A 12,421-nucleotide genomic window follows, 5' to 3' on the forward strand; every position below is an offset into this window, starting at 1 on the left:
CCGCTACCGTTCACCCGGCGGCCGGCGTATTTTGCCGGCCGTCTGGCGAATGGGCCATGTGGCGAATGGCTTTTGGCGAATGGGATGTGTCCAGTGAGCGTTCTTTCCGAGGGCCGTCCGCCTGTTCGGCTGTCGGTCGTGGTGCCGGTCTTCAACGAAGCCGACAACGTCCTCCCCCTGCTTGAGGAAATCGAGCGGGCCCTGACGCCGGTCGGCGCCTTCGAAGTGGTCTATGTGGACGACGGATCCAGCGACGACACGCTGGCGCGGCTGGCGCCCGTGGTCGCGGCCGGCCGCCTGCGCCTCGTCCGGCATCTGAACCGTTCGGGCCAGAGCGCGGCGGTGCGCACCGGCGTGAAGGCGGCGCGCGGCGAGTGGATCGCGACGCTCGACGGCGACGGGCAGAACGACCCGGCGGACATTCCCAACCTGTTCGCGCTGGTCGCCAAGGGCGGGCCGGACGCGCCGGTGCTGGTCGGCGGCCTGCGCAAGAAGCGCAAGGACACGCTGTCGAAGCGTCTGGCCTCCAAATTCGCCAACGCGGTGCGCCAGTCCTTCCTGCAGGACGGCTGCACGGACAGCGGCTGCGGCCTGAAGCTGTTCCGCCGCGACGCCTTCCTCGACCTTCCCTTCTTCGGGGCGATGCACCGCTTCCTGCCGGCGCTGTTTCGCGCGCACGGCCATCCGGTCGCCTATGTCCCGGTCAACCACCGCCCGCGTGAGCGAGGCGTTTCCAAGTACAACAACTGGCGCCGAGGCCTGATCGGCGTGGTCGACCTGCTCGGCGTCTATTGGCTGAAGCGGCGCACCGCGCTGTCGGCGTCCGTGGAAACGGCCGCCGCGCCGGCTGACCGAAAGGCTGAACCCGCCGTGGCGGGCGAACCGTGAGCGAAGCGGTGATCGACGCGGCCGCGGCGGCACCCCCCGTGGTCCGCCGGCGAGGATTGCCGCTTTTCGCCTATGCCCTGCTGGTGGTGGTCAGCGTCCTGCTGTTCCTGCCGGGCTTCTTCGATCTGCCGCCCTTCGACCGTGATGAGGCGCGCTTCGCCCAGGCGTCCTACCAGATGCTGGAGAGCGGCGATTTCGTCGACATCCGCTTCCAGGACGAGGCGCGGCACAAGAAGCCCGTCGGCATCTATTGGCTGCAGACGGCGGCCACCGCCCTGGTCGACGGCGCCCTGGGCGACGCATCGAAGGACATCTGGACCTACCGCATTCCGTCCTTCCTCGGGGCGGTGGCCGCCGTGCTGGCGACGGCCTGGACCGGGACGCGCCTGTTCGGCGGGACGGTGGGCTTCCTGGCCGGCCTGATGATGGCCTCCTGCGTCGTGCTGGGGGTCGAGGCCCGGATGGCCAAGACCGACGCCGTGCTGCTCGCCACCGTGGTGGTCGGGCAGGCGGCGCTCGCCAGCCTTTACCTGAACCGCCACGCGGAGCGGTCCGGCTGGGGCGCGCCGCTCGCCTTCTGGATTTCGGCGGGAATCGGCATCCTGATCAAGGGGCCGATCGTCCTGCTGGTGTCCGGGACGACGGTGCTGGTGCTCGCGGCGGTCGACCGCAGGGCCGGCTGGCTGAAGCGGCTGCGACCGCTGGCCGGGCTCGCCATCGTCGTCGCCATCGCCGCGCCGTGGCTGGTCGCCATCGCCATCAAAACCAAGGGGGCCTTCTTCGCCGAGTCCGTCGGGCACGACATGATGGGCAAGGTGGTCGGCGGCCAAGAAAGCAAGGGCCTGCCGCCCGGCTATTACCTGGGCACCTTCTGGGTGACCTTCGCGCCCTGGTCCTTCCTGGCTCTGCTCGCCGTTCCCTGGGCCTGGATCAACCGCCGCAGCGACGCGGTCAAATTCTGCATCGCCTGGGTCGTGCCGAGTTGGCTGGTGTTCGAGGCGGTGCCCACGAAGCTGCTGCACTACACGCTTCCGGTCTTTCCGGCGATCGCCATCCTGACCGCCTGCGCGGCACAGGACAATTTCGCGCGAACGGCCACGGCGCGCAGGCGGGTGCTGCTGGTGGCAGCCTCGGCCCTGGGTGTCGTCGGCTTCGGCGCGCTTGCCGCGGCGGTGGCGGTTATTCCTTACCTCGTGGACGGGCGCATCAACCCGGCCGCCGTTGCCATGCTGCCGGTCGTCCTGGTGCTGTACGCGCTGACCATCCGCCTGTTCGTGCAGCGGCGGGAGAAGGCCGGCTTCGGCGCCGGGCTCGCCGCGGCCCTGGTGCTGTACGCCTGCGCGTACGGCGCGGTGCTCCCGGCGATCGACGGGGTCTGGATCAGCCGGCAGGCGGAGCGGGCGGTGGCCGCGGCGCGGCCGTGCCCGACGACCACGGTCGCCTCGGCCGGCTATTCGGAGCCGAGCCTCGTCTTCCTGCTCGGCACCGACACGCGGCTGACCCACGGCGCTGGGGCTGCGGAAGCGCTCGCGTCGGATCCCGCCTGCGCGCTCGCCCTGGTGGACAGCCGGGAGGACGCGGACTTCCGGTCCGCGTTGAAGGGCACGGCGCCGGTGGAGCTGAACCGGTTGTCCGGCTTCAACTACAACACCGGCAAGCGCGTCACGCTGACCTTGTACGGCGCCGCGAAACCCTGATCCCGCTGGCAAGCCGGACGCGCATGCACCGATGCGCCCCGGCGGTGCCTGTCCGCGTCGTCCGGGGAAGCATGCGAGGGGCCCCCGCCTGGGTACTCCGCATCCCCGCTGGACGCCCGACCGTCGTTGGGGCGGAATCCGAACTCCGCTCTCAAACGGATGGAAGGCCGCCCCGTCATGCTCCGAACGATGACTTTCGCGACCCTTACGGTGCTCGCGCTTGCCGCGCCGGCGCACGCACAGAAGCAGGAATACCCCGCGTGGGTGTTCGATGAAATGGTGCCGACCGGCCCGTACATGCGCCACATGGACGAAGCGCAGCCGATTCCGGGCGCCCGCCCGTCGCACTGGGGCTCCATGGGCAAGAACGGCGAGTTCCGCGCCGGTATGCCGCAATATGGCACGGACAACCGCCAGAAAACCCCCAGCTACGCCCGCACCCAGTCGCTGACGCCGCCGGTCCGCGACGGGCGTGCCGCGGCCCGGACCGGTGGTGAACTGACGAATTCCGTGCCGCGCGAGGTGACGGTCAATCCGGATTTGACGATCCAGCGCAGCAAGGCCTTCGGCGACTAAGTTACGGCCGCTCGTCCGGGCGCCACAGCCACGCCGCACCGCGCACGCCGCTGGAATCGCCGTGCGCGGCGCGGCGGATCGGCGTGTCGATGCGGTCGGAAAAGGCCCAGCGCTCGACGATCGGGGGCAGGGCGTCGTACAGGAATTCCAGGTTCGACAGCCCACCGCCCAGCACGATCACGTCGGGGTCGATGACGTTGACGATGCTGGCGAGCCCCCGGCCGAGCCGGTCCGCGAAACGGTCGAGCGTCGCGCGGCACGCCGCGTCGCCCGTCCGGGCGCGGGAGGCGATCTCCTCCACAGGCAGGGTCGCTCCGGTCACGCGCTGGTGGTCGGCGGACACCGCCGGGCCGGACACGAAGCACTCCAGGCAGCCGTGCTTGCCGCAATAGCAGGCGGGGCCCGGCCGCTCCTCGTCGGTGGGCCAGGGCAGGGGATTGTGCCCCCATTCGCCGCCGACGGCATTCCGGCCCGAGAGCACGCGGCCGTGCACCACGATCCCCGCGCCGCAACCGGTGCCGAGGATGGCGGCGAACACGACGCCGCAGCCGGCGCCCGCACCGTCGGCCGCCTCCGACACCGCGAGGCAATTCGCGTCGTTCTCCACGCGCACCGGGCGGCCCAGCGCGTCGGCCAGGTCGCGGTCGAAGGGCTTGCCGATCAGCCAGGTGGAATTCGCATTCTTCACCAGCCCGGTGGCCGGCGACACGATTCCGGGTATGCCGACGCCAACCGTCGCCCGTTCGCCGCCGAACTCCTCCTCCAATCGGCGAACGAGATCCGCGATGGTGCGTACCGTGCCGGCATAGTCCTCGCGCGGGGTGGGAACGCGCCGGCGGGCGCGCTGGTTTCCATCCTGGTCGAGCACGATTCCCTCGGTCTTCGTGCCGCCAAGGTCGATGCCGATGCGGATCATGGGCGTGTCCCAGCCTTCGATTCGACGGCGCGGCCGTCTCCGGCGGGAATCCATAGCCGGAAAGGATCGTGCGCTTCAATCGGCGGCGCCGTGCAAGGGGAGGGCGGTGGTTGAGACAAATCGAACAGCGCCGCCCGATATGGGTTGACCGCCCTTTCGGATTGAGTAGAACCAGCGGAGGAATGGGCGGGATTCACCAGTTTCCGCCCGACAACATGGCCATCGGAGCCGGACCAACGATGATTCGCCAGCGCGCCGCTCTTCGCTTCCCGTCCCTGACCTTGAGCCGTGCCGTCGCCGCCGGCCTCGCCGTGCTGATCGCCGGCGCTGCCATGCCCGCCGCCGCCAAGGAAGCGGCCAAGCCGGCCGCGGCGAAGGCCACCTCGAAGTCCACCGCCAAGGCATCCTCCGCCAAGTCGACCGCGGGCAAGTCGTCCGCCTGCTACAGCGAGGCCGAACACGCGGCCGAGCAGCTGATCCGCATGCACACGGAGATGATGGTGGTCGGCCTGACCTGCCAGCAGGTCATGCCGGACAAGAAGCCGTTCAACCTGTACCAGGATTTCACGATCAAGAACCGCTCGCTGGTGTCCAATTCGGAAGCGGCGTTGATCGACCATTTCCGCAAGCACAGCTCCGGCAACCCGACCCGCCAATTCGACATGTACCGCACCGAGCTGGCCAACGAGATCAGCCGCCGCGCGGCCGTGATCGGGACGGGCGGTTATTGCGCCAATTTCGTGGACCGTTCGAAGACCGCGATGGAGCTGACTCCGGACGATCTGCGCGTCCTGACCGCGGATGAAAAAAACGCCGGGCTGATGCAATTGTCGGCAAAGCCGCTGTGCGGCGTCCAGGTCGTCAGCAATCCCGACGCCCCCATCGAGACCGCCCAGGCCCCGACCACCCGGACGGCCAAGCCGAAGTCGACCGGAAAGACTACGGCGAAGGCGCCGGGCAAGCCGAAAGTTGCGGACAAGGCCCAGGTGGTGTCCGCGAAGCGCTGAGCGGTTCGTCCGACAGCGGTTGGCATGGCCGTTGCAAAGCCCTTCCCGTCACATCGGGGAGGGCTTTTTTCATGCCTTGGGACTTTCGTCATGGTTGATTGCAAGTGCAAATTTCTCAAAACAGGCTTGAATCGATATTGCAAATTCGCTGAAAATTGGTATTACCGCAGATAGAGTGAGGGTTTGCCCTCTTGCCCTGTCCAAACAGGGTGGGCTAACGTTCCGGCTAGACAACAATCTTGGCCCCGCGCCTAGTCGCACGGGTAAGCCAGTTCGGGGAGTGGCTGTTCACGTGACCGGTGTACTGAGCGTGCCCGTCTCGCACGCCCGTGCCTTTGCATCGCGCTAAGGCGAGGTGAGACGATGGAATACTTTCTTCAACAGTTGATCAACGGCATTTCGCTGGGCGCCATCTATGGCCTCATCGCGATCGGCTACACGATGGTGTACGGCATCATCGGCATGATCAACTTTGCCCATGGCGAGATCTACATGATCGGTGCTTTCGTGGCCCTGATCACTTTCCTCGCCTTGGGCGCCCTGGGTATCACCTGGGTGCCGCTGGCGCTGGTGGTGATGCTGGCCGCGTCGATGCTGTTCACGGCGGTGTACGGCTGGACGGTGGAGCGCATCGCCTACCGGCCGCTGCGCAACTCGCCCAAGCTGGCGCCGCTGATCTCGGCCATCGGCATCTCGATCTTCCTGCAGAACTACGTCCAGATCCTGCAAGGCGCCCGGTCGAAGCCGCTGCAGCCGATCCTGCCCGGCAACCTGACCCTGATGGATGGGGCGGTGTCGGTCAGCTACGTGCGTCTGGCGACCATCATCATCACGGTCGCGCTGATGTACGGCTTCACGCAGCTGATCACGCGCACCTCGCTGGGCCGCGCGCAGCGGGCCTGCGAGCAGGACAAGAAGATGGCGGCCCTGCTGGGCGTCGACGTCGACCGCATCATCTCCCTGACCTTCGTCATGGGCGCCGCCCTGGCCGCGGTCGCGGGCATGATGGTGCTGCTGATCTACGGCGTGATCGACTTCTACATCGGCTTCCTGGCGGGGGTGAAGGCCTTCACCGCGGCCGTGCTGGGCGGCATCGGCTCGCTGCCGGGCGCCATGCTCGGCGGTGTGGTCATCGGCCTCATCGAGGCCTTCTGGTCGGGATACATGGGCAGCGAGTGGAAGGACGTCGCGACCTTCACCATCCTCGTGCTCGTCCTGATCTTCCGCCCGACCGGCCTGCTCGGCCGTCCGGAAATCGAGAAGGTGTAAGATGACCGCGCTCTCCGTGTCTTCCCCGCGGTCCATCGCCTGGCCCGCGATCCTCAAGGAGGCGGCCATCACCGCCTTCGTCGCGCTGCTCCTTACCGTGCCGCTGGTCGGTCTGCGCACCGTCGACCGTCCCACCGGCCTCGGGCTGGAGACGCGCTGGGCCGAGGTCGCCGCCGCCGTCGGGCTGGTCTTCCTCGGCCGCCTCGGCCTCTGCCTGATCCGCGACGGGCAGCCGACGGTGGTGCTGGTGCTCGCCGCCGCCGCCACGGCCGCCGGCTTCCTCATCCAGATGCCGACCGAGGCGCTGCGCGTCATCCTGATCGCCGGCGGCGCCATCATCGCCATCCGCGCCGCCATCGCCATCCGCACCGGCCGCTCCAAGCTGAGCCAGGCGGAGCGCGACCAGCGCATGGACCGCATCGCCGCCAAGGTGCAGCACGCCTCGCGCTGGCTGGGGCCGATCGCCGTCGTCGTGGCGCTCGCCTTCCCGATGACGCCGCTGGCCGACCGCCAGCTGCTCGATATCGGCATCCTGCTGCTCACCTACATCATGCTCGGCTGGGGCCTGAACATCGTCGTCGGCCTCGCCGGCCTGCTCGACCTCGGCTATGTCGCCTTCTACGCGGTCGGCGCCTATTCCTACGCGCTGCTCGCCCATTATTTCGGCCTCAGCTTCTGGGTCTGCCTGCCGCTGGCCGGCCTGCTGGCCGCCGGCTCCGGCGTGCTGCTGGGCTTCCCGGTGCTGCGCCTGCGCGGCGACTATTTCGCCATCGTCACGCTCGGCTTCGGCGAGATCATCCGCATCATCCTGGTCAACTGGTACCAGTTCACCGGCGGCCCCAACGGCATCTCCGGCATCCCGCGCCCGAGCTTCTTCGGCGTCGCCGACTTCGTGCGCAGCCCGCCGGAGGGCACGCTGGCCTTTCACGAGATGTTCGGGCTGGAGTTCAGCCCGCTGCACCGCATCGTCTTCCTCTACTACTTGATCCTGGTGCTGGCGCTGGTGGTGAACGTCTTCACCCTGCGCATCCGGAAGCTGCCGCTCGGCCGCGCCTGGGAGGCGCTGCGCGAGGACGACATCGCCTGCGCGTCCCTGGGCATCAACCGCACCAACATGAAGCTGGCCGCCTTCGCCATCGCGGCGATGTTCGGCGGCTTCGCCGGCTCCTTCTTCGCCACCCGCCAGGGCTTCATCAGCCCGGAGAGCTTCACCTTCATCGAATCGGCGATCATCCTCGCCATCGTGGTGCTGGGCGGCATGGGCAGCCAGATCGGCGTGGTGGTGGCGACCCTGCTCGTCATCGGCCTGCCCGAGGCCTTCCGCGAACTGGCTGATTACCGCATGCTGGCCTTCGGTATGGGCATGGTCCTGATCATGCTGTGGCGCCCGCGCGGCCTGCTCGCCCACCGCGATCCCACCATTCTCCTCTACGGCCGCAACGGCAAGGGTGCCGGCGGAGCCGCCGCCGGCACGGCCGCGGCCGGCGGCCAAGGCATCGCCGGGGGGAGGGCGAAGTGATGACGGACCTGTCCATGACGAAAACGCCCCTGCTGACGGTCGAACACCTGACCATGCGCTTCGGCGGCTTGGTGGCGAACAGCGACGTTTCCTTCGTCGCCAACAACGCCGAGATCACCGCGATCATCGGGCCGAACGGTGCGGGCAAGACCACGCTGTTCAACTGCATCACGGGCTTCTACACCCCGACGGTCGGCCGGCTGACGCTGCGCCACCCCGACGGCAAGGAGTTCCTGCTGGAGCGGATGCCGGGCTATCGCATCTCGCAGCAGGCCAGCGTCGCGCGCACTTTCCAGAACATCCGCCTGTTCGGCGGCATGAGCGTGCTGGAGAACCTGGTCGTCGCCCAGCACAACAAGCTGATCCGGGCGTCGGGCTTCTCCATCGCCGGCCTGCTTGGTTTGCCGAGCTACCGCAAGGCGGAGAGCGAGGCGATCGACCTGGCCAAATACTGGCTGGACCGCGTGCGCCTGCTCGACTTCGCCGACTGGTCGGCGGGCAATCTTCCCTATGGCGCGCAGCGCCGGCTGGAGATTGCGCGCGCCATGTGCACGGAGCCAGTGCTGCTGTGCCTGGACGAGCCGGCGGCGGGCCTGAACCCGCGCGAGTCGGGCGAACTGGCCGAGCTGCTGACCTTCATCCGGGACGATCACAAGACGGGCGTGCTGCTGATCGAGCACGACATGAGCGTGGTGATGCGGATCTCCGACCACGTCGTGGTGCTCGACTACGGGCGCAAGATCTCCGACGGCGATCCGGCCTTCGTGAAGAACGACCCGGCGGTGATCCGCGCCTATCTGGGCGAGGACGAGGACGCAGAGCTGCCGGCGGAGGTCGCCAACGATTTGCCGGAGGTGGCCCAGAACGATGTGAAGCGAGCGGAAGAGGGGGCCTGAGGCCATGTTGAAGGTATCGGGCGTCCACACCTTCTACGGCGCGATCGAGGCGCTGAAGGGGGTCGACATCGAAATCGCGTCGGGCGAGATCGTCTCGCTGATCGGCGCCAACGGCGCCGGCAAGTCGACGCTGCTGATGACGATCTGCGGCAACCCGCGCGCCCGCATGGGCCGGGTGCTGTTCGAGGGCGAGGACATCACGGGGCTGCCGACCTACGAGATCGTGCGGCGGGGCATCGCCCAGTCGCCCGAAGGTCGGCGCATCTTCCCGCGGATGAGCGTGCTGGAGAACCTGCAGATGGGCTCCATCACCGCCAAGCCGGGCAGCTTCGCCAACGAGCTGGAGCGGGTCCTGACGCTGTTCCCGCGCCTGAAGGAGCGCATCGGCCAGCGCGCCGGCACCATGTCGGGCGGCGAGCAGCAGATGCTGGCGATCGGGCGCGCGCTGATGAGCCAGCCGCGGCTTCTGCTGCTGGACGAGCCGTCGCTGGGTCTGGCGCCGCTGGTGGTGAAGCAGATCTTCCAGGCGGTGAAGGACATCAACCGCGAGCAGAAGATGACCGTGTTCATGGTGGAGCAGAACGCGTTCCACGCGCTGAAGCTGGCCCACCGCGGCTACGTCATGGTGAACGGCAAGGTGACCATGTCGGGCACCGGCGCCGAGCTCCTCGCCAACGAGGAAGTGCGCACCGCCTATCTGGAGGGAGGTCACTGATGGACGGCATTCTCGGTTCATCGCTGCCCGTCTTCCTGGGCGTGACGGTGCTGGTGTTCGGCGGCTGCGGCATCCTGACCGGGCAGACGCTGGCGGAGGGTTGGAAGCCGCTGCGGCTGGCGCTCGCCTACATCCTGCTTCTGGGGCTGGGCGACCGGTTCCTGGTCTGGGGCCTGTTCGGCGGGCAGCTGCTGTCGCTGTACGGATTCGTCGTCCACACCGTGGTCATCGGCGCCATCACGCTGACGGCCTACCGCATTGCGGTGGCGCGGCGCATGGTCTCCCAATATCCTTGGTTGTATGAGCGCTCCGGTCCGTTCGGCTGGCGCGAGCGCGTCGGCGGCACGCTCGCCGAATAATGCGTCTTTCCTCCTATCCGAAGAGGATAGTTGGTCTGGTGAAACTGTCGCAGTCCGCGACAGTGGAGGTATAGTAGAACCTTAAGAACGCCGGGCGTGCCCCTTCCGGGCCGTCCGGTGGCACGACCCCGCGGGTCCCCGCGTGACGACTCATAACAGGGAGCCAACGAAACCATGAACTACAAGCTTTCCCTCCTCGTTGCGGTTGCGGCGACCGCTATGACCGCCTCGGTGGCGAAGGCCGACATCGCGGTGGCCACGGCCGGCCCGATCACCGGCCAGTACGCCACCTTCGGCGAGCAGATGAAGAAGGGCATGGAGCAGGCCGTTGCGGACATCAACGCCGCCGGCGGCGTGCTCGGCCAGAAGCTGAAGCTGGAAGTGGGTGACGACGCGTGCGACCCGAAGCAGGCCGTCGCGGTGGCGAACCAGCTGGCCAAGGCCGGCGTGAAGTTCGTGGCCGGCCACTTCTGCTCGGGCTCCTCGATCCCGGCGTCGCAGGTCTACGCCGAGGAAGGCGTCCTGCAGATCTCCCCGGCCTCGACCAACCCGAAGCTGACCGAGCAGGGCCTGAAGAACGTCTTCCGCGTCTGCGGCCGTGACGACCAGCAGGGCCAGATCGCCGGCAAGTATCTGCTGCAGAACTACAAGGGCAAGAACGTCGCGATCCTTCACGACAAGTCGGCCTATGGCAAGGGCCTCGCCGACGAGACGCAGAAGGCGCTGAACGCCGGCGGCCAGAAGGAAAAGATCTACGAGGCCTACACCGCGGGTGAGAAGGACTACTCCGCGCTGGTGTCGAAGCTGAAGCAGGAAGCCATCGACGCCGTCTATGTCGGCGGCTACCACACCGAGGCCGGCCTGATCGCCCGCCAGATGAAGGATCAGGGCCTGAACGCCACGATCGTCTCCGGCGACGCGCTGGTCACCAACGAGTACTGGTCCATCACCGGCCCGGCCGGCGAGGGCACCATGATGACCTTCGGCCCGGACCCGCGCGAGCTGCCGGACGCCAAGGCCGCCGTGGAGAAGTTCCGCAAGGCCGGCTATGAGCCGGAGGGCTACACCCTCTACACCTACGCCGCCCTGCAGATCTGGGCCGACGCCGTGAACGCCGCCAAGTCCACCGACGCCGCCAAGGTCTCGGAGGTGCTGCACAAGGGCGGCACCTACAAGACCGTGATCGGCACCATCGGCTTCGACGCCAAGGGCGACGTCACGACCCCCGCCTATGTCTGGTACCGCTGGAACAACGGCCAGTACGCCCAGGTGAAGTAAGCGCTCCGCCCCTGCGCCCGCCGCGAGGTGGGCGCAGGGCAAGCCTTATGCCCGTCGCAGGACGGGCGCGCACGCAACGAAGGCCCGGCGGATCACCGTCGGGCCTTTGTCATTTGTGTGGTTTACGGTCTCAGCCCTTCCGCCATCGGCGCAGCGGCGGCGGCCGCTGGAGCCGGCATGCGCGGAGTCCGCTCGGCCAGCAGGCGTTCCGACGCACGCATAACGTCGCGCCAGAAGGCGGCGGCTCTGAGATTGTTGGCAGCCGTGAGTTCGACGAGGCGCACGCGGCTGATGCGGATTGCGGAGTCGCCCAGCTCTTCCACCAGGCGAGTCGCGAACAGAAGCACATCGTGGTCGATCTTCATGCGCTCCAGAACGGTTGCGCCGCAAAAAGGTTCCCCGACAGCGGAGTTCGTAGCGGCAGAGGAGGAAAGCATGTCATGACTTGTGCGCTGCACACAAGACTGGAGCGGCCTTTCGGATGGCGGAGATGTTGCAACACCGCTACATTCCCCGGCCGGAGCGTTCCTGTCCCATAACGGACACTCGCCAGAACGGTCCCGTTTGGTGTTTCTATGGCGTTGTTTGAGCGCGGTGCCGGGCCGGAAGGCGTGGGCCCGGAATTCCAGGGTGTCGGAGAAGTGGATATGCGCAGAAAGCGCGAAGTCGTCGAAGGCCAGTTGTTTCGGAAGCTTGGGCCCGGCGGCGGGATTTGGGAAGTCATCGCAGTGCGCAAGGACGGTTTGGGCACGCAGCACGCCCAGATGCAGCGCGCGGACGATCCCAAGACCCTGAAGACGCTGGCCGTGTCGACCCTGCTCGACCCCAGCCAGTTCGAAATGGTCACCGAGCCGCAATAGGCCGGATGGCTCCGGTCAGGCCGGAGCCGCGAGCCGGCGGTGCTTGGGGAATGCCGACACGATCACCCCGCGCTTCACATGGCGCAAGGGGTGGGGCAAAGGCGGACGCCCCCTTAATAGTTCCGCGCCCACCCAATGAGTGCTCCATCGACCGGTTTGACAGTCAATGGACAGTCGACGCCATCGTTTGATGGCCCGATCATTCGGGGCGCTCCTTTCCCAATCCCGCAGGCGTGCAGAAATGCAACAGGGTTGGGGTTCTTACCACAGGGGCCTTGTGACGCGGCGGGCTTGCTGATATCTGGAGTCAAGAACACTCAACCGCCGACGGATTGCGGCGGGCCTGCCTCTCGGCGGTGCGGGAAGACGAAGCTTCGGGTTCTCCCCCCTGGGCGTACCGTCATTCTCGTGTCGGCGTCGGCGCCTCGGTTGTACTGGCCC

13 protein-coding genes are annotated in these 12,421 nt (G+C 67.5%); 11 read left to right on the plus strand and 2 right to left on the minus strand.

Annotated features, from left to right (window positions below; genetic code table 11):
• The first annotated feature begins 84 nt into the window (after positions 1 to 84).
• From J2851_RS32490 to J2851_RS32500, 3 genes are all read left to right on the plus strand, one after another.
• On the plus strand, positions 85 to 888 hold the full coding sequence (locus tag J2851_RS32490) for a glycosyltransferase family 2 protein (RefSeq protein ID WP_209772248.1): 804 nt from the start codon (positions 85 to 87) through the stop codon (positions 886 to 888).
• Positions 885 to 2,585: an ArnT family glycosyltransferase gene (locus J2851_RS32495; protein ID WP_307420838.1), complete on the plus strand. Its 1,701-nt coding sequence runs from the start codon at positions 885 to 887 to the stop codon at positions 2,583 to 2,585. Before J2851_RS32490 ends, J2851_RS32495 begins: the two co-directional genes overlap by 4 nt.
• A 177-nt stretch (positions 2,586 to 2,762) precedes the next feature.
• Entirely contained in the window at positions 2,763 to 3,161 is a 399-nt protein-coding gene (locus tag J2851_RS32500) for a hypothetical protein (protein WP_209772250.1), read from the plus strand.
• Position 3,162: 1 nt separating this feature from the next.
• Here the strand turns inward: J2851_RS32500 and J2851_RS32505 are convergent, their stop codons facing one another.
• On the minus strand, positions 3,163 to 4,077 hold the full coding sequence (locus J2851_RS32505; RefSeq protein ID WP_209772252.1) for an ROK family protein: 915 nt from the start codon (positions 4,075 to 4,077) through the stop codon (positions 3,163 to 3,165).
• Between the two features lie 239 nt (positions 4,078 to 4,316).
• Between J2851_RS32505 and J2851_RS32510 the strand changes: the two genes are divergently transcribed.
• The 7 genes from J2851_RS32510 to J2851_RS32540 all read left to right on the plus strand — a co-directional run bounded on the left by J2851_RS32510 (position 4,317) and on the right by J2851_RS32540 (position 11,120).
• Positions 4,317 to 5,084: a hypothetical protein gene (locus J2851_RS32510; RefSeq protein WP_209772254.1), complete on the plus strand. Its 768-nt coding sequence runs from the start codon at positions 4,317 to 4,319 to the stop codon at positions 5,082 to 5,084.
• A gap of 363 nt (positions 5,085 to 5,447) precedes the next feature.
• Positions 5,448 to 6,353, plus strand: coding sequence for a branched-chain amino acid ABC transporter permease (locus J2851_RS32515; protein WP_209772255.1), 906 nt, complete (start codon positions 5,448 to 5,450; stop codon positions 6,351 to 6,353).
• Position 6,354: 1 nt separating this feature from the next.
• Positions 6,355 to 7,872, plus strand: a complete 1,518-nt coding sequence (livM, locus tag J2851_RS32520; protein WP_209772257.1) for a high-affinity branched-chain amino acid ABC transporter permease LivM — start codon at positions 6,355 to 6,357, stop codon at positions 7,870 to 7,872.
• Entirely contained in the window at positions 7,872 to 8,768 is an 897-nt protein-coding gene (locus J2851_RS32525; protein WP_209772259.1) for an ABC transporter ATP-binding protein, read from the plus strand. Before livM ends, J2851_RS32525 begins: the two co-directional genes overlap by 1 nt.
• A gap of 4 nt (positions 8,769 to 8,772) precedes the next feature.
• Complete coding sequence (locus J2851_RS32530; RefSeq protein WP_209772260.1) at positions 8,773 to 9,483, plus strand: ABC transporter ATP-binding protein; 711 nt, start codon at positions 8,773 to 8,775, stop codon at positions 9,481 to 9,483.
• Complete coding sequence (locus J2851_RS32535) at positions 9,483 to 9,842, plus strand: DUF6867 family protein (RefSeq protein ID WP_209772261.1); 360 nt, start codon at positions 9,483 to 9,485, stop codon at positions 9,840 to 9,842. Before J2851_RS32530 ends, J2851_RS32535 begins: the two co-directional genes overlap by 1 nt.
• A gap of 174 nt (positions 9,843 to 10,016) precedes the next feature.
• On the plus strand, positions 10,017 to 11,120 hold the full coding sequence (locus J2851_RS32540) for a branched-chain amino acid ABC transporter substrate-binding protein (protein ID WP_209772263.1): 1,104 nt from the start codon (positions 10,017 to 10,019) through the stop codon (positions 11,118 to 11,120).
• A 122-nt stretch (positions 11,121 to 11,242) separates the two neighbouring features.
• Here J2851_RS32540 and J2851_RS32545 read toward each other — a convergent pair whose 3' ends face one another.
• The gene (locus J2851_RS32545; RefSeq protein WP_209772264.1) at positions 11,243 to 11,485 is read right to left on the minus strand and encodes a hypothetical protein; all 243 of its coding nucleotides are present in this window, start codon (positions 11,483 to 11,485) and stop codon (positions 11,243 to 11,245) included.
• A 210-nt stretch (positions 11,486 to 11,695) separates the two neighbouring features.
• Between J2851_RS32545 and J2851_RS32550 the strand changes: the two genes are divergently transcribed.
• Positions 11,696 to 11,980 carry a hypothetical protein gene (locus J2851_RS32550; protein ID WP_246501084.1) on the plus strand — a complete coding sequence of 95 codons (285 nt, stop codon included), beginning with the start codon at positions 11,696 to 11,698 and terminating at the stop codon, positions 11,978 to 11,980.
• Positions 11,981 to 12,421: the final 441 nt, after the last annotated feature.

The organism is Azospirillum rugosum (assembly GCF_017876155.1).
Classification (GTDB): domain Bacteria; phylum Pseudomonadota; class Alphaproteobacteria; order Azospirillales; family Azospirillaceae; genus Azospirillum; species Azospirillum rugosum.